A 17,269-nucleotide genomic window follows, 5' to 3' on the forward strand; every position below is an offset into this window, starting at 1 on the left:
GGGTATTTTTAAATTACTATTTAGATTATTTTAGTATTAATTTAACATTTTAATTATAATAAAACCAGGTTGATTTTAGCCTACAGCCTAAACTTGCATTGGTTTTGCTGTGAGCATGAGGCAAAAAAAGTCCCGAAGGGACCACTTTGTGGCGGGTAAATCCCTAGTTACGAAGAATATTTTTTTACCAAGTATTTGCAGAAAACAAGCCTGTCATGTAAAATACAATCTTATAGGGTAATTTAGAATAAGCCGTATTAATAAAACTTAATCAATATTAATACGGCTTATATTTTTATGACCGAGTTTGTAAAATGCTAAATATGCAATGGTCTATTATCAGTAGCGGCCAGCGCAGCTTCTTTGACGGCTTCCGTATAAGTAGGATGTGCATGTGACATCCTGGAAATATCTTCAGCAGAAGCTCTAAATTCCATAGCTGTTACTGCTTCGGCAATGATATCTGCTGTTCGGGGTCCGACCATATGTATACCCAGGACTTCATCCGTAGTTTTTTCTGCAAGCACTTTTATCATACCTTCTGTGTCACCACTTGCCCGGCTTCTTCCGAGGGCTTTAAATGGGAATTTTCCGGATTTATATTCTATTCCTTTTTCTTTTAATTGTTCTTCGGTATAGCCTACCGCAGCTACTTCAGGCCAGGTATATACTACACCTGGTATTAAATTGTAGTTGATGTGGGGTTTTTGGCCAGCCAGTTTTTCTGTTACAAGAATTCCCTCTTCTTCGGCTTTATGTGCTAGCATGGCCCCGCCTATAACATCTCCTATAGCGTAAATATTGTCTAATTTTGTTTGCAGCCCTTCATTTACCGGTATAAAACCATTATTATCCACTTCAATTCCTACGTTTTCCAGCCCGAGATTGTCCGTATATGGTCTTCTTCCAATAGCTACTAAACAATAATCATATCTGTCTTTTATAGGTTCTCCACCTTTTACAGGTTCAAATGTAACGGTCGCACTTTTCTTATTGGGTTGTACATCGGTCACTTTATGTTTTAGGTAAAAGCTTATCCCCTGTTTTTTAAGCGCCCTCATCAATTCTTTGCTACAGTCTTTGTCCATAGTCGGAATTATTCTATCCTGAAACTCAACGACTTTTACCTCTGTTCCTATTCTGGAAAATACTGAACCTAATTCAAGGCCGATAACACCACCACCTACAATTAACATAGATTTAGGGACTTCCTTGATATTAAGTGCTTCTGTGGAAGTAATAACTCTTTTTTTGTCGTAATTGAACATTGCAGGAGTAGTTGGTTTTGAACCGGTTGCAATAATTATATATTTTGTTTCTATCGTTTCTTCTTTACCATCATGATAAGAAATTTTTACCTTGTTTTTCCCTTCGATGGTTCCATGACCATGTTTGACGGTTATTTTATTTTTATTCATAAGGAAGTCGATCCCATCGCAAGTTTGTTTTACAACTTCGTCCTTTCGATCAATCATCCTGGCCATATCAAGTTCTAAATTTCCGGTAGATATTCCAAAATCCTCAAACTTGTGTTTGGCCGCATAAAAATGTTCTGATGAATCAAGTAAAGCCTTGGAGGGAATACATCCTACATTTAAACACGTACCTCCCAGGGTTGCATATTTTTCTATAATCAAAGTATTGAATCCTAATTGAGCGGCTCGTATGGCCGCTACATATCCTCCGGGACCGGAACCGATAACGGTGACATCATATGTCATTTTCAGTGTATTTTGTTAGTTTAGTAAAATTATTTTTTTGATTGCTTGCCCTTACCATTATTGGATCTGTTATTTTTATTCCTTTGATTTTTTCGCGGACCTTTGTTTCTTTTATTTGATCTGTTACCGCGTCTTTTTTTCTTTTGCTTTTTTTCTTCAGGGAGTTCTATAATACCGGTAAGATTTTCCTCAAATCCTACTTCAATATTTTGTTCTGAAAAATCAACAAATTGTTTTTCTTCAAATTGATCAGGCAATTCATTGTTGCGGTTGGCTTGTAGTATTTTCTTTACGGTTTGTGGGTCAAGCGCCAATATAGTCGTCTTTCCCATTTTATCTGTAAAACTGTAATACATTGTCCTTTTAAATATATCAGTTTTGACAAGTTCTGCTGAACCTATTTTAGTCTTTATATATTTTGCTTTCGATGGATATTCTCTTAGTGCTTCTATGTACATATCGAGTTCATAGTTTAAGCAGCATTTTAACCGTCCGCATTGACCGGTTAATTTTGATTGGTTGAGTGCCAGGTTCTGGTATCTAGCAGCAGATGTAGTTACTGATGAGAAATTTGTCAACCAGGTTGAACAGCATAACTCTCTTCCACAGGAACCTATTCCTCCTACTAATGCAGATTCTTGTCTGCTTCCGATTTGTCTCATTTCAACCTTGATATGGAACTCCCGCGCATATTGTTTAATGAGTTCCCGGAAGTCGACCCGACCATTAGCTATAAAATAAAAAGTAGCTTTTTTTAAGTCTGCCTGATATTCAATGTCTGAAATTTTCATATCCAGATCCAGTGACCTGGCTATGGCACGTGCACGTACAAGTGTCCTTTTTTCTACTTCACGGGCCCGGTCATTACTTGTCAGGTCTTTATCAGTGGCTGTGCGTATAATACGATTAAAACTATTCTGAAGGGATATATTTTTCTTCTTAAGTTGTAATTTAACCAACTCACCACTTAGGCTAATCTGTCCGACATCAAACCCATTACCTGTATCCACCGTTACCATATCTCCGGTGGAAACATCCAATCTCTCCGGTTTTCTATAAAAATATTTATGTGTACCTTTTTTAAAACTTACTTCGACTATATTAAATTCATCTATATCATTAATATCGTATGTTGTCAGCCAATCAAAGGTATTAAGTTTATTACATCCTCCAGTGCTGCAATTCCCATTACTTTTACATCCGGCTGGTTTCCCACCGCCACTTCCACAAGATTCACATCCCATAATTTCATTTCTAATTTATATTGCGTTAATATTATTTTCTAACTTCTTTTAATCAATTTCTTATAATCTAATATAAGATTAGTTGCCAATATTTTTTTATTGGCATTTTGATTCATGGAGCCAATATAGTGATCAATTTGCTCAACTAATCTAAATACTTCTAAAAATCGAACATTATTAAAAAGCCAATTTGCTGCTTTTTGTTCAGATCGAAGTAATCTTTTAATATAGTTACGTTGGTTATGTCCCGCTATGGCTTCGCGAAAAAAATGAAGTTGGTACTGAAGGAATTGTATAAATTGACCTGTATTTAATTTTTGAATGTTTTCGACCCATTTCATCATTTCCAATCCATTGCCCTGATAAGCAGTTCTCAATCCCGACAAAAGATATTCTGAGAAAAGATGTTCTTTACTGGTCAGAATATTGATGACTTCAGATATACTTCCATCCCCCAGATTTACCGCCTCTTTTATCTCATTACTGTCGCCCAATTCTCGCTGCGAACAATAATCCATTATTTCTGTGTCAGAAGCCGGCGGAATATCTATTTGTTGAAGTCTTGATAGAATAGTTGGAAGAATTTGATTTTTGTTGTAAGCAATAAATATAAAATAAGTATCATCGGTTGGTTCTTCAATGATCTTTAATAATCGATTACCTTCTTTTTCAAGTAGTTCAGTACCCCAAATAAAAAATATTTTTTTTCCCCCTTCATAGGATTTAAGGTTATATGTTTGAAGAATATCATCACATTGCTTTTTGGTGATGTTGGGTTTACTGGTAGTCCCCAGGTGATTGGCCCAGGAATTGATATTGAAGTAGTCATTTCCTTCTATAAAAATTCGCCATTCCGATAGTATGTTTTTAGTGATTTGGTTGGATTCGTAAGTAGGAACCGTAAGGTGAAGGTCAGGATATATCCAATGATTAAGCCGTTTACAATTTTTACATCTTAGACAAGGTCTGCCATTCTCTGGTGTAGAACACAAAAGTCGTAGAGTATAATAAAAGGCCTCTAAAAAAATCCCTCTCCCTTCTTTGCCTGAAAATAATATGGCATGAGGTGCTCTGTCATTTTCGATAAGCGAATTCAGATGACTTCTTATAACATCGGTTCCTATGGCAGATAAAATATTCAGTTTTACTTATTTTTTTAATGAACAATCCAAACTATTTTACAGCTTGCGTTTTATACATGAAAAGGAACGATTAAATAACGAAATTGATTTTGTGCAAACAAATTGAAAAATGTTTTATTGAAAGGCACATATTTTATTTAATCTAGCTTTACATTTGTCAAAAATAACGACTTTATATGAGAATTGCTGTGATTAGAAAAGGCCATTTTAATGCGGCTCATCAATTATACGTTCCTTCCTGGACCCGGGAAAAAAATGAAAGGATATTTGGGAAATGCGCCAATCCTAATTTCCATGGTCATAATTATGAACTGGAAGTTACAGTGATTGGGGAAATTGATCCTGTGACGGGAATGTTGATCAATTTAAAAACTTTAAAGGATATTATCACAGAACACATAGAGGAATATTTTGACCATAAAAACCTAAATCTGGAATTCGAAGAATTTAAAGATAGTCCCCCTACAACAGAGAATCTTTGTATTGTAATTTACAATCGACTGAGAACCGTACTTGATGAAAAATACGACGTAAAAGTCAGACTATCCGAAACACCAAGAAATTTCGCTGAATATCCAGTTAATTAAGATTGCCATCCATACGTGGAGTAGCAGACTGAACTCATAAGTTTTTATTTGATCCGGTTGGCAAGTTAAAATTATGACAAATTCGCGATAAAGTTTTTTGCCGTATTTTTCAATTCACGTTGCTTTTTAGAATCAAATCTATCATAAGTAGATAAAAGGACTTTCATTCTGGGGTTAGTTGTGAAGTAATCCCGATGCTTTTCCATATAACTCCAAAATAGACCGTCCCAAATTTTGGTCCAATCACCATTTTTGTAGTCGCTCATTTTGAGAATGTAATTACTTCCGCTAATATAGGGTTTGGTCGACATTAATCCTCCGTCGGCAAATTGACTCATCCCATATACATTAGGAACCATTACCCAATCGTATGCATCGATGAATAATTCCATAAACCATTTGTATATATCATTAGGATTGATTTCACAAAGTAGCATAAAATTACCGAGTATCATAAGTCTTTCTATGTGATGGCAATACCCGGATTTTAATACTTTGGAAATGGTTTTGTCAAATGGCAGAATCCCGGTTTCGCCTCGATAAAAAGATTGGGGCATTTTACGAGTGAAGCCCCAAAAGTTTTTAGTCCTTTCTACCCTCCCTCTATATCTATATACCCCCCTTATAAATTCTCTCCACCCCAATATTTGCCGAATAAAGCCTTCTGTCGAATTGAGGGGGATTTCGTGTTTTTTTGAATAGGATAATGCTTCGTTAATTACGAATTGAGGGGTTAGTAATCCTGTATTTAAGAGTGGGCTAAGGACACTATGGTGGAGCAAAGATTCAGCTTCTACAATAGCATCTTCGTAGTCCCCAAAATGTAAATATCGCTCTTTTAAAAAATCCTGAAACCAAATCTCAGCATCTTCAAAAGAAATGGGATACAGGGGGGTGGGGCCTACCGTACCCAAATTATTAGGGAAGAATTTTTCCGTATAATTAATAGCTTCATCGAATACATCATTCGATAAAAATTTTTCAATGGATGGAGGCGACTTTTTAGCAGGATATTTCTTTCGGTTTTCTTTGTCATAACTCCAATGTCCCCCTTTAGGACGTGCAGTCCCCTTTTCTATTAATATGTTATATTTTTTTCGAAGTTTTATATAAAAGTCAGTTTGAAAGTATGGGGGGTGAGCAGCTTCAAAATAATCCTCCAGATCTTCAATACTATTAATAAATATCGGGTTGTTCTTTATCGATATGGTAAGGTTACAATATTTGGCAGTATATTTTATCCTTTCTAGTAACCAGTCGTCCTCGGGGTCAATAATTTGTATTTGTTCGTGCCCTTCTTCTGATATATGCTTTATTAATTTCCTGACATCAGAAAGTGGATTTTGAGCATCAATATAGATGATTTCCTTACATGTAGGCTGAATGTAGTTTACATATGTTTTCATCGTTGCCCGATGAAAAGCGATTTTTTGTTTGTGAAAATTATACTGATTGAAAAACAAGTATTCTTCAACAATAAAAACCTTATAATTAGAAGCAATTAATGGGTTCTTTTTGAAAAGTTGATGGGGAAAAACAATGCTTACCATTTACTCAAACTAAATGTTTATTATTTTATTGATTCATCCCAATTAATATATAAAATCCTATTTTAAACTGAAAGTCTTTGCCGGTAAAGACTTTTTTAATAGGGCACCCTACTCTAAAAATCCTTATCTTCCCTAATCCCGCTACCATGTAATGAAACATTCGGAATATTTTTTTCCTCCTACTTACAGAAAGTCTGTTTCAATTTTTTGCGTACCATGTACAGGTAGCTGTATTTCACAATTTGGTTCGTATACGTTTTTTTAATTTTATGAGAATGTTGGTAATTCGTGAGGGCGCGCGTATGGATATTCTTTGATTTTGGAGATTTTGTAATAAGAATTAAGTCCTGCGATGCCAATATTCGATACCAGGTCCAGCCTTATATTTCCTTTGTCGTCTACTATCTCTTTATCCACAAATAAATGAACAATCTCCCCGATTATCATTTTAGTACCGTTAATTTTAATGGGTATTTCTTCAACAAATTTAAGTCCCAATTTTATTTTACTCTCCATGACGAAAGGGGCCGGAAATTCATCTTTGAATTCAGGGGTCAGACTGCATCGTTCAAACTCAGAAACGTGGGGTTCAAATTTAGCAGAAGTGAAATGGGCATTTTCAACAAAGGATTCCTGAATGTGATTTATTGTATAATATCCAGTGGATAATATATTGTCATAAGTATCGCGTTTTACTTTTTCATTGGGTCGGCAGATAAAACCCAAGTAAGGAGGGTTGCTGCCTAAGTGGAGAACAGAGCTAAATATTGCCAGGTTGAGATTTCCCTCATTCGTCTGAGTTCCTATAAGGTTACCGGGTTTAATACCGGATACAGAATTTATCAAATTAATCCTGAAGATCTTTTCCATTTCGTCGATATCCTTTCTTGTAAAATGATTCATTTCTCTGTTAACTTTTTAATGAGTCCAGTAAATATAATTCCGTGAAAAGGCAAAACTGCATACCAATACAGTCTGCCGGCTATTCCTTTGGGGCGAAAAGTGGCCGTTTGGATTAATTGATTATCAGAAATTTGAAAATCCAACCATGCTTCTCCCGGGAGTTTCATTTCTGCAAAAAGCAACAACCGTCCTTCTTCCTGGTTTGCATAAATTACTCTCCAAAAATCAACGACATCACCGGAATTGATTTGATTGGGATTTGTTCGCCCCCTTCTTAATCCCACTCCACCCGACAGTTTATCCATTGTGCCTCTTATGCGCCACAGGAAATTACCATAATACCAACCTGTGTCCCCACCAATGGACCAAAGCTTTTTAATGCAACTTTCCCGGTTTTGAAAGGAACGTTGTCTTTTATCTTTAAAGCAACCAAATGTAGGAACATTTATAAACTCCGAGAGGTCTTCTGAAATTCTACCACTTATAAGAGAATCTTTCCAGCTTGAAACAATGGCATTTGATTCGATAGCAGAAAACGTCCTTTTTAAAGCCTGATTATATGAAATGGGGGAGTGATCAAGAATGGTATTTATTGTATTATTTCTGCAGGTTACTTCCACTTTCATGCTTTCGACCAGGGCGGTGGCGAGTTTGTAGGAAGTGGAGGTCACAAAATATAACCAATATGACGAAAGTTTTGGCGTCATTACGGGGACTGTAAGTATTATTCTTTTCAGATTTCTTACACGGGCGTATTCCATAAGCATTTGCTTATACGTAAGAATGTCCGGACTTCCTATATCAAAATTTTTATTGAATGTTTCTGGATGGTTTAATGTCTTTATCAGCATGGAAAGTACGTCAATTATAGCTATTGGCTGGCATTTCGTTTTTAGCCATTTTGGTGCTATCATAACAGGAAGTTTTTCTACCAAATCTCTTATTATTTCAAAAGAAGCACTTCCGGAACCTATAATAATACCAGCCCTTAAGGCAGTAAAATGATATAACCCCTGATTCAAAATCTTTTCTACTTTAAGCCTTGATTCTAAATGATTAGAAAGGGGTTGCTGATTGGCAATGCCACTTAGATATATTACATGGTTGACTTCTGTTTTATTAAGTTGGTCTTTAAAGTTGGATGCACACTGTAATTCCAACTCTTTATATACAGCTGAGGAAGACATAGAATGGATGAGGTAATAAGCGGCATCAATGTCTTTGGGTATTTTACGAAGGCTCTCCCTGTTCAGGAAATCTACTTCTATTGGTGTTACATTTTCACCCCGTATTCCATTGGGTTTTTGAAATCTTTCGAGATCTCTAACACAACAAATTACTTCGTGACCTTCACTGAGAAGTAAGGGTAATAAACGTTTACCAATATAGCCTGTAGCACCAGTCAAAAGTATTTTCATCAGAGATCTTGAGTTTTAAATCTGAAAGCTCGTAAGCCGGTGAAAATTATTTATTAAAGCAAGAATATTAAAAATAGGTAATTCAAATTTAATATTTACCAGTATTGTTTTACGTATAAGATTACCAAATAGTTTGCAAGAGTGGTTTAAATTCGAATAGAATTTTATTTAAAAAACCAAAAATAATGCAGCTGTTTCTATAGCCCAGTCGAGATCTTTACCGAAGATTATCCTACCGAGGAAGAGTGGGTTTAGTCAAGATGAACAATTTTAATAGCATTTGTTTGCTTGATATAATACAATCGGTGTATCGGTTGATTTTTAAGATAGTATTGAAGATTTTTTCTCTGTTGACAGCATCTTTTTAAATCTTTTAATTTTTAAATATTATTTATTTCTGGATTAGCATTTTTTGAAATGTATTTGATCGCTTGTTTCTGTTCATAAAAAGCAAAATCTTTATATCGGCCATGCACACTAATTATTTCATCGATAGCTTTGGTTACCAGCTCCCTGTTTTCCCAACTGTTTAGTTCCTTAATGACTGTTTCTAAACAACCTTTTTTATAGGATATTTGGCCGAGTACGTGGACCAGGGTGTTTCGTACCCTCGAAGTAGGATCATTCTGAAGTTTTTTTAGCATTGGAAGGATATCCTGGGGATGAGTTCGGCCGCGGAGTTCGATCCCATGACAAATTTCCCTGCGAATTTCTTTATCGGGATGGAGTAGGTATTGATTCGCCCAATTAAGTACTGGCAGCGGATTTTTCTGGCCCATTTTTTTAATGGAACCAATGACGGCATTTCTAACCCGGTGATGGGAGTCAAAAAGCCCTTTGGCGAAAAATTCTTCAACGCTTGAGAAATCACTTTTCCCGATTTCTCCGGAAGCATTTATGACCGTTTGCCTTATTTTGTCGGAACCTGATTCAAATAGGTTATGTAAAAATTTAAGGATCGTATTTCTCCATTTAATACTAATTAAATACAATTTCCCCGTTTCCAGATAGGCTGCTTTTCTGATATACGTGTCTTCATCAGAGTAGAAATGTATGAATTGGGAATCAGTATTATCACGAAGGTCTTTTTTAAGTTTCCGGTTAATAGTTTTTACCAATTTAGATCGTTCTTCTTTAGATAAGTCATAAAATCCCATGATTATTTTTATTTATTGTTTCCCAAGTGTTGTATTCATCAGGATCTTTTCTCAAAGGGGATAATAATACCCTTCTCTGTATAATCTTTAAGGCCTTTTAATAGTAATGCCCAGCAATAGGAAGATACACGAAAATGAGAATTACACTCGGGCCATCCTTTATGGGAAAACATCACCAGGGTCCCGTTTTTACTTTCTTTTAATTCAAACCCAAAAGAAGTGAGGTCCCAATCGGGCTCGGATTTTGTCATCTTAATAAAAAAAGATTTACTCTCTTTTAATTGCGATACTTTGCCATACCAATTGTATTCAGGTGTAAAATAAAAATTATATTCTTCACCTAAAGCAGGAGTACCGGTGCATTTTAGAGGCCACCAATTTTGGAGATGTCGGGGATAGCTCACGGCTTCAAATACTTTTTTGGGACTGGAATTAATTGTTAAATCATGGTAGATGGAGAAGTTTTCTTGATTCATTACTGTAGTTTTTATATTTGTGTGTATAGATTTCTTTGTTAAAGTACAATAATTCTATCGGTTATCTGGATCAGTGATTATAAAGGGCTCTGATAGCTTTATAGGTGACTATATTGGTGTCCTATAATGAGGGTGAAATATTTATAACAACTGAGCTATGCCAGCGTCAAAATTTACAAGCGAGATTGAACCAGATCTTATTTTACTTCTAATGTCTGTGTCTTCAGGGGGGTGTGTAAAGAAATACTTCCTTAATCTGAGTTCGAAGGGTTTTTAGGATCAAGAGCATTTGAGAATAGAGAGGTTATACTAAAAAGGGCGAATACATAGAGGACTATTTAGAGATCATTTTAGGAAGAAGATCGTTGTTTTTAAACTTTTAACTCCGAAATACCCATTCTCAACCTTGAATCGAAAAGGAGAATTTTCTGCGTTCCCTTACCTTGTTTTATCCCGATAAAGCTTCTAGAAGCTGTCTTGTATATTCCCCATCCGCTCTTATGAACCTATAACTATTCGTTGAGCTCGGATTACTTGCCTTATCGGGTTCAAAAAGCAGAACAGTTAAGGACTTTCGTCTATTGTTTGGTTGGAAAGCCGGCATTTATTAATAATCCTCCCGGTCATTTTTAACTCGCCATTCTTTCATAACCTCCCATCCTTTGTCCCGAAGAGCATTTTGGGTGATAATCTTTCTTTTTGAATATTGCACATTGATTTCATCGTAAATAAACTGATCATCAAAACCAATCAAAGCAGCATCTTCCCGGGTATTTGCATAGATTAATTTATCAGGCCTGGCCCAATAAATAGCGCCCAGACACATCGGGCAAGGCTCACAAGAGGCAAATATTGTACATCCGGTTAACTGAAATGAATTTATTTTTTTACAAGCTTGTCGTATTGCTACAATTTCAGCATGTGCTGTTGGATCTTTGGTAGCTGTGACTTGATTGTAGCCACGGCCAATTATCGTTCCTGCTTCATCTACTACTATAGCGCCGAAAGGACCACCGGAATTGGATTCCATTCCTTTTTTGGCCAGGTTAATAGCCTCCTGGAGAAATTTTAATTCTTTTGAATTCATTTATTGTACCAGCTAAAGGTTAATAGCTTTAATTACCGGCCAATTGAACTTGACGTAAAATATAATCAAGGTAAATCATTGATAACTTTTTTGGTTTTTGGGGAGAATATACAAATCCATCGAGAAGTACTACTTCCTGGCTTTCTTCATCCAGAATAGCATAGGAAACAAAAGATCCTCCCATGAAATCGCCTACAATTTCCCAAATGCCTCTGGCCCGCAAGGCATATTTATCATCTATTTCTACTTGATTAATATACAGGGGTAAATCCTCATCGTTAATTTGCATGAAAGTACCTTCAATAGTAGAAGAAACATACCGTCCCAAACGATCTCTCATTTCTTTAAACCCTTGTCTGGAGAACTCTTCTGGATTTTTATAAGGTTTTTTTGTAATGAGGATAGACCTACTAATATCAGGAATTTCCTGACGCAACCATATCATTGAATCTGTTTCCAGAGCTGTTACATAGTCTGCCGGAATAGGCAAGTCAACTCCAAATTTTGCATTGATTTTTTCTGTTATACTATTATTAATACCCTGAACAAAAACAGTGGAACGTATCATTCCCTGGTAAAACTTTTCAACTTCACGTGCAACTGATGGAAATGATTTTTTTATTTCCTTTTGCAGTGCTGATTCATTTGGCCCGTAGATATAAATTAGAAGTTGGTCCTGGGCCCATTTGTCCCTGCCCACTTTGACTCCTGAAGCTTTTTCTTCCAATGTTCCTTTAAAATCTTTCTTTACCATATCTACCAGCGGGTTATTTTTGCTTAGATCCGCAAGAATAAGAAAGCATTTTAGCTGTCTGAGTACTGGTTGCGCATCCAGGTCTTCGGCTACATAAGGTCTCAATTCAAAATATGGTTCTGGCTGGGGAAGGATTGGGTATGCCTGCCCGTACTGAAAATCCAGCGTATCCATAGTAGGTGAATTGATAAGGGCGTCTGTTGAAAGAACATTAACCTGATAAATTTTACCCATTGATTGTGGTTTGACAATAGGACCGGATGGACCGCCATTACCACACCCTGATATTAAAAGTATGCCGGAAAGTAGTATTATATGTAAAAGAATCAATTTTAAATTCATTTGGTCAATATTTCCTTACTACTTGATAGATGAAGAAAACCACACATTTGTTGTACACTATGAGATTTGTTCAATGATACTCTCTTCTGTAAGTCCTTCTGCTTCGGCTTTGTAATTTTTGACGATACGATGTCTTAATACGTATTTTGAAATTGCCTGAATATCTTCTATGTCCGGTGAATATTTCCCATTAATGGCAGCATGACATTTGGCGCCAAGAACCAAATATTGAGAAGCTCTGGGTCCAGCTCCCCATTGGATATAGTCTTTTACTATTTGCGGTGCAAGGTCTCCGGAAGGTCTTGTTTTGTGAACGAGTTTCACAGCATACTCCAAAACATTGTCGGCAATGGGGATTTTACGAATTAATTGTTGGAAATATGAAATTTCAGAACTCGTGAGAATATGATTGAGGTTTGATTGTTTTTCTCCGGTCGTCTCTCGTACAACTTTTAGTTCTTCTTCATAGCTGGGATATTCAAGCGTAATATTGAACATAAAGCGATCAAGCTGCGCTTCAGGAAGCGGATAGGTTCCCTCTTGTTCAATAGGATTTTGCGTTGCCAAAACAAAAAACGGTTTTGGGAGAGGGAAATTCTGACCGGAGATCGTAACTGATCTTTCTTGCATAGCTTCTAAAAGAGCCGCTTGAGTTTTGGGTGGCGTTCTATTAATCTCATCTGCCAATACAATATTTGAGAAAACAGGTCCTTTATTAAATTGAAATTGCCTGTTGTCTCCAAGTATTTCGGATCCGGTGATGTCAGATGGCATCAGGTCCGGAGTGAATTGAATTCTTTTAAACTCTAGATCCAGTACCTCTGCTATGGTACTTACCAATAAAGTTTTTGCCAGTCCGGGGACTCCGACTAGAAGGCTGTGACCATTGCTGAATAGGGAAATGATTACCGTTTCGATGACTTTTTCTTGTCCCACGATCACTTTACTGATCTCTGATCGCAATGCATTGTATTTTTGGGCAAGTTGGTCAACGGCTTCCTTATTGGACGAAAACTTTACTTCTTGCATGTATAAATATTATTATTGATTCTCAATTTTAACGAATATACAATCATTCAATTGCAATCCCATTGTAAATCTGAAATTGGATATGACTTATTGTTGTAAAAATCATAATGCCACCATTCTGTACGAATAGGAGTGAATCCAAATTTATGTAAGGTCTCTTTAAGTAACTTGCGATTTTCTAAAATGTTTTCTGGAAGTTGAAAGTAGTCCTGATGGGCTTGCTCTCCAAAAAAATCATATCCGGTGCCCATTGGTAATTCCTTCCCGTTTTTATCGATAAGAGTAAGGTCAACTGCACCACCCCTGTTGTGAACAGAACCTTTATCGGGGTTAGCTACGTATTGCGGATTAGGTACTTCTTGCCACAACTTGTATTGTACGGATTGGGGACGGTAGCAGTCAAAAACTTTAATTCGATACCCCATTTCCCGGAATTCTTTGTTCGCTAAGACCATTTTTTCAGCTACTTCTTCCCTTAAATAACACTTACCACAATCATACATTTGTTTATTCGTAAAATTGTTTGTGGTTGCATACCGAATATCCAGTTCGATAGTAGGGTCCAATTCTTGCACGTTAACAAATTTACTGGCAGTTGCTTTATCCTCCAGTATTGACTGGGACCAGGAATGACCTGTCCAAGTGAATAACAGGCATACGATTAATAATAATGCCATCATAGACCGATTTTGTTTACAAATTCTTCTTCTGTCATTATTTCAACCGTACCGAGTTTTTCAGCTTTTGCTAATTTAGATCCGGCATTCTTTCCGACTACTAAAATATTTAAATTTCCACTAACGGCAGATATGACTTTTGCACCTTGTTCTTCAGCCATTACTTGTGCTTCTTTTCGGGTGAAATTTTCCAAACTTCCAGTAAAAAGAATTGTCTTATCCTTAAATTCAGCATCTTCCCTGACTTCAATGGGTTTGTCCGCTTCTTTTTGGGACATATCCACACCGTATTTTTCCATTCTTTTTAGTAATTGAATATTTTCATCAAGTGAAAAGAATTCTGTAATGTTTTTTGCTAATACCGGACCTATATCTTTGATTTCCTGATACTTTTCCAAATCCCAATCTTGTAAGTCATAAATACTGGTGATATGGGAGGCTATAATTTTAGAAGCCTTTTTCCCGAGGTGATGTATACTTAAACTGTGTAGGATCCTGTGTAATGGGTTCTTTTTAGCTTTTTCAATACTGGACTTTATATTTGAAGCAGACTTTTCGCCAAATCCTTCCAGTTTTTCAATGGCTGAATAGTCTAGATTGTAGATGTCACTAATATCATGCAGGAACTTTAATTCAAAGAAATTAATAATATTGGATTTCCCCAACCCTTCTATATCCATCGCATCTTTAGATACATGAAATATCATTTTTTGTAGTACCTGAGCTGTGCAATTCGCATTGAGACAACGCCATGCTGCTTCATTCTCTTCCCGGATCAATGGGGTTCCGCACGCAGGGCAGGATGTTGGGAATTCAATTTTGACTTCTTCACCATTTCTAAGTTCCGGAAAAGATTTAACAATATAAGGTATGACATCCCCGGCCCGTTCAATAAGGATAGTATCATACAGCCGTATATCTTTCGCGGTAATAAAATCTTCATTGTGAAGGGATATCGATGAAATGGTAACACCAGCCAATTGAGTGGGAGTGATTTTGGCAACTGGGGTAACGGTCCCGATTTTTCCGACTTGATACTCTACATTTTCCAATTTGCTTGTAGCTTGTTTCGCCTTAAATTTATAGGCCATAGCCCATCTGGGATGATGATTTGTTGCTCCCAATTGATTCTGCCATTCGACATTGTCTATTTTGACGACCATCCCATCTATTTCATAAATATATTCATCTCGTTTAGCCTCCCAGTTTTCACAAAATACTACTACTTCCTGAATAGTATTACAAAGGGCTTTTTCGTTTTCAGGTACCTTAAACCCCATTTCAGAAAGAAGTTGAATTCGGTGGTAATGGCTGTTTAGCTTCTCTGTATTATAGTCCTTTCCTTCAATGTAGGATATTTGGTAAATGAAAGCTTCGATCCCCCTTTTGGCAGTTTCCTGTGGTTGTTTCATTCGCAATCCACCCGTAGCTGCATTTCTCGGATTGGCAAATACCGGGAGTCCTGTTTTCTCTCGCTCTTTATTAATATCCTGAAAAATGTTTTTGGGGATAATGGCTTCTCCCCTGAGCTCTACTTTTGTTATTCCAAGGTTGGAAAATGGAGCAGACAACGGAATTGTTTTAAGTGATTTGATATTTGGTGTTATGTCTTCGCCTACTTGGCCGTCTCCGCGGGTAGCTGCAGAAATTAGAATATCATTTTCATACACGAGTACTATGCTTCCCCCATCATACTTGGGCTCGACTGCATAGGTGACATTATCCTTTCGGTCTAATAATTTTTTCATTTGGGTGTCGAATTCGAATAAATCATTTTCATTGTAAGAGTTGGCTAGAGACAACATTGGCGTTAAATGAGAAACAGTCTGAAATGTATTTTCTACATCACTACCTACTCTTTGGGTCGGGCTTAAAGGAGTTATCCATTCTGCATGTTGTTTCTCTACTTCCTTAGCTAACTGAAAAAGTTTATCGTACTCCCTATCGGAAAACAATGGATTATTTTCTATATAATATTTCCTTTCATGAAATCGCAAGACGTCTAATAGATCTTCGTACTTTTCTTTTGTGAAATTGGCCGAAGAGTTGGATTTGATAAAATCCCTGCTCAAGTCCATTAATTGTTTTTCAGGATTCAAATTCATTATTTGTTTTTTAAAAACTTTTTGCGACTACTTTTCCTTTGACACCTTTGAAATAATCCTCCATTTCCGCAATTTGTTTTTGAGGTTCTCCTTCGGGCCAAATTGGGGTATTAAAATTAACCTCTTTATTTTCAAAATCAAACTTAGTCAAATAAATAGGTACGTTTGCTTTTCGGGCAATATAATAGAATCCGGTTTTGAATCGATGGACTTTTTGTCTTGTCCCTTCAGGGGCAATGGCTATGAAAAATTGATCGTGTTGGTTAAAAATGTCAGCCACAGATTCTACATATCCCTGACTTTTACTTCGGTCTACCGGATATCCACCCAGGTATTTGAATATCGGTCCTTTCAAACCCCGAAATAAGGATTTTTTAGCAATAAATTTTACTTCCAAATCTATTGCTGAGCGAACCAATAATCCGATTGGAATATCCATCCAATGGGTGTGGGGTGCTACTACAAAAATTCCCTTTTTGGTAGTGGGGATCGAACCCGTCACTCGCCATCCCATTATATTCAAAATACTTTTTGAAACTTTTTGTGCCCAGGACATTTTATATATTTAAGAATGAATTTACTAAATGTTCCGGTAAATAATACTCCCATGACTAAATTTGGAAAGTTTGAAAATATCAACCCTATACGTTTAAGAAGCTTCTAGCTTATTTTAATAATTCCATTATAGAAAAGTTGATTCCTGCACTTAAAAAAGATGAAGGATGGAAGATTGTAAAATATACCAAATAGATTATAGGGTGCAACATAAACCTGCATAGAGTTTTTTGTGAAAGTGACGCGAAACACAGTAATAGCAGGGCCAAGTCGAGGGTTTTTAACGAAGCTCTCACCAAAAGGACTTTCAATTTAATAAATAGTATCTTATTGTCAATTTGGTACTTGATCCCAAGCTATTAATTGATAACGTTGAATTCATTTCTACCGGTAGTTTGGAAGAAAATTTGGGGTATGATTAAACCTTTTAGTGAAAAAGTACTCTAATGTTAAAATAAGAGGGAATTTGGCGTTCCGATTCGATTTGGAAAGTAATTTAAGATGAATGAAACGATCAGGATT

General features: G+C 36.4%; 15 protein-coding genes. 1 reads left to right on the plus strand and 14 read right to left on the minus strand.

Annotated elements, in window-relative coordinates; translation table 11 throughout:
- Positions 1 to 317: 317 nt before the first annotated feature.
- From lpdA to LVD47_RS16870, 3 genes are read right to left on the minus strand one after another with little or no spacing between them, the layout of a single operon-like run.
- Complete coding sequence (lpdA, locus tag LVD47_RS16860; RefSeq protein ID WP_236979029.1) at positions 318 to 1,721, minus strand: dihydrolipoyl dehydrogenase; 1,404 nt, start codon at positions 1,719 to 1,721, stop codon at positions 318 to 320.
- Between the two features lie 29 nt (positions 1,722 to 1,750).
- The gene (locus LVD47_RS16865; protein ID WP_236979031.1) at positions 1,751 to 2,965 is read right to left on the minus strand and encodes a PSP1 domain-containing protein; all 1,215 of its coding nucleotides are present in this window, start codon (positions 2,963 to 2,965) and stop codon (positions 1,751 to 1,753) included.
- A 38-nt stretch (positions 2,966 to 3,003) separates the two neighbouring features.
- Positions 3,004 to 4,107, minus strand: coding sequence for a DNA polymerase III subunit (locus LVD47_RS16870; RefSeq protein WP_369427818.1), 1,104 nt, complete (start codon positions 4,105 to 4,107; stop codon positions 3,004 to 3,006).
- A 176-nt stretch (positions 4,108 to 4,283) separates the two neighbouring features.
- On the opposite strand from LVD47_RS16870, the gene LVD47_RS16875 reads away from it, so the two are divergent.
- On the plus strand, positions 4,284 to 4,694 hold the full coding sequence (locus tag LVD47_RS16875; RefSeq protein ID WP_236979033.1) for a 6-pyruvoyl trahydropterin synthase family protein: 411 nt from the start codon (positions 4,284 to 4,286) through the stop codon (positions 4,692 to 4,694).
- 71 nt (positions 4,695 to 4,765) lie between these two features.
- Here LVD47_RS16875 and LVD47_RS16880 read toward each other — a convergent pair whose 3' ends face one another.
- From LVD47_RS16880 to LVD47_RS16930, 11 genes are all read right to left on the minus strand, one after another.
- On the minus strand, positions 4,766 to 6,244 hold the full coding sequence (locus tag LVD47_RS16880; RefSeq protein ID WP_236979035.1) for a cryptochrome/photolyase family protein: 1,479 nt from the start codon (positions 6,242 to 6,244) through the stop codon (positions 4,766 to 4,768).
- Positions 6,245 to 6,511: 267 nt separating this feature from the next.
- Complete coding sequence (locus LVD47_RS16885) at positions 6,512 to 7,147, minus strand: flavin reductase family protein (protein ID WP_236979037.1); 636 nt, start codon at positions 7,145 to 7,147, stop codon at positions 6,512 to 6,514.
- On the minus strand, positions 7,144 to 8,565 hold the full coding sequence (locus tag LVD47_RS16890; RefSeq protein WP_236979039.1) for an SDR family oxidoreductase: 1,422 nt from the start codon (positions 8,563 to 8,565) through the stop codon (positions 7,144 to 7,146). Before LVD47_RS16890 ends, LVD47_RS16885 begins: the two co-directional genes overlap by 4 nt.
- 380 nt (positions 8,566 to 8,945) lie before the next feature.
- Entirely contained in the window at positions 8,946 to 9,722 is a 777-nt protein-coding gene (locus LVD47_RS16895) for a HEAT repeat domain-containing protein (RefSeq protein WP_236979041.1), read from the minus strand.
- Between the two features lie 38 nt (positions 9,723 to 9,760).
- Positions 9,761 to 10,198, minus strand: a complete 438-nt coding sequence (locus LVD47_RS16900; RefSeq protein WP_236979043.1) for an SRPBCC family protein — start codon at positions 10,196 to 10,198, stop codon at positions 9,761 to 9,763.
- A gap of 607 nt (positions 10,199 to 10,805) precedes the next feature.
- On the minus strand, positions 10,806 to 11,285 hold the full coding sequence (locus LVD47_RS16905) for a nucleoside deaminase (protein WP_236979045.1): 480 nt from the start codon (positions 11,283 to 11,285) through the stop codon (positions 10,806 to 10,808).
- A gap of 28 nt (positions 11,286 to 11,313) precedes the next feature.
- The gene (locus tag LVD47_RS16910; protein ID WP_236979047.1) at positions 11,314 to 12,381 is read right to left on the minus strand and encodes a DUF4837 family protein; all 1,068 of its coding nucleotides are present in this window, start codon (positions 12,379 to 12,381) and stop codon (positions 11,314 to 11,316) included.
- A gap of 57 nt (positions 12,382 to 12,438) precedes the next feature.
- On the minus strand, positions 12,439 to 13,410 hold the full coding sequence (locus tag LVD47_RS16915) for an AAA family ATPase (RefSeq protein WP_236979048.1): 972 nt from the start codon (positions 13,408 to 13,410) through the stop codon (positions 12,439 to 12,441).
- 47 nt (positions 13,411 to 13,457) lie between these two features.
- Complete coding sequence (gene ddpX / locus LVD47_RS16920) at positions 13,458 to 14,090, minus strand: D-alanyl-D-alanine dipeptidase (protein WP_236979049.1); 633 nt, start codon at positions 14,088 to 14,090, stop codon at positions 13,458 to 13,460.
- Complete coding sequence (gene ligA / locus LVD47_RS16925; protein ID WP_236979050.1) at positions 14,087 to 16,192, minus strand: NAD-dependent DNA ligase LigA; 2,106 nt, start codon at positions 16,190 to 16,192, stop codon at positions 14,087 to 14,089. Before ligA ends, ddpX begins: the two co-directional genes overlap by 4 nt.
- Positions 16,193 to 16,202: 10 nt before the next feature.
- Positions 16,203 to 16,748, minus strand: coding sequence for a 1-acyl-sn-glycerol-3-phosphate acyltransferase (locus LVD47_RS16930; RefSeq protein ID WP_236979051.1), 546 nt, complete (start codon positions 16,746 to 16,748; stop codon positions 16,203 to 16,205).
- Between the last annotated feature and the right edge of the window lie 521 nt (positions 16,749 to 17,269).

This window comes from Membranihabitans maritimus (assembly GCF_021729145.1).
GTDB classification, from domain to species: Bacteria; Bacteroidota; Bacteroidia; order Chitinophagales; family Saprospiraceae; genus Membranihabitans; species Membranihabitans maritimus.

What these genes read in the sequence shown, in the direction of transcription:
- ligA (WP_236979050.1), bottom strand. Translation starts at nt 16,192, where the DNA reads ATGAATTTGAATCCTGAAAAACAATTAATGGACTTGAGCAGGGATTTT.
- lpdA (WP_236979029.1), bottom strand. Translation starts at nt 1,721, where the DNA reads ATGACATATGATGTCACCGTTATCGGTTCCGGTCCCGGAGGATATGTA.
- LVD47_RS16865 (WP_236979031.1), bottom strand. Translation starts at nt 2,965, where the DNA reads ATGGGATGTGAATCTTGTGGAAGTGGCGGTGGGAAACCAGCCGGATGT.
- LVD47_RS16905 (WP_236979045.1), bottom strand. Translation starts at nt 11,285, where the DNA reads ATGAATTCAAAAGAATTAAAATTTCTCCAGGAGGCTATTAACCTGGCC.
- LVD47_RS16930 (WP_236979051.1), bottom strand. Translation starts at nt 16,748, where the DNA reads ATGTCCTGGGCACAAAAAGTTTCAAAAAGTATTTTGAATATAATGGGA.
- LVD47_RS16885 (WP_236979037.1), bottom strand. Translation starts at nt 7,147, where the DNA reads ATGAATCATTTTACAAGAAAGGATATCGACGAAATGGAAAAGATCTTC.
- LVD47_RS16915 (WP_236979048.1), bottom strand. Translation starts at nt 13,410, where the DNA reads ATGCAAGAAGTAAAGTTTTCGTCCAATAAGGAAGCCGTTGACCAACTT.
- LVD47_RS16875 (WP_236979033.1), top strand. Translation starts at nt 4,284, where the DNA reads ATGAGAATTGCTGTGATTAGAAAAGGCCATTTTAATGCGGCTCATCAA.
- LVD47_RS16890 (WP_236979039.1), bottom strand. Translation starts at nt 8,565, where the DNA reads ATGAAAATACTTTTGACTGGTGCTACAGGCTATATTGGTAAACGTTTA.
- LVD47_RS16900 (WP_236979043.1), bottom strand. Translation starts at nt 10,198, where the DNA reads ATGAATCAAGAAAACTTCTCCATCTACCATGATTTAACAATTAATTCC.
- LVD47_RS16895 (WP_236979041.1), bottom strand. Translation starts at nt 9,722, where the DNA reads ATGGGATTTTATGACTTATCTAAAGAAGAACGATCTAAATTGGTAAAA.
- LVD47_RS16880 (WP_236979035.1), bottom strand. Translation starts at nt 6,244, where the DNA reads ATGGTAAGCATTGTTTTTCCCCATCAACTTTTCAAAAAGAACCCATTA.
- ddpX (WP_236979049.1), bottom strand. Translation starts at nt 14,090, where the DNA reads ATGATGGCATTATTATTAATCGTATGCCTGTTATTCACTTGGACAGGT.
- LVD47_RS16910 (WP_236979047.1), bottom strand. Translation starts at nt 12,381, where the DNA reads ATGAATTTAAAATTGATTCTTTTACATATAATACTACTTTCCGGCATA.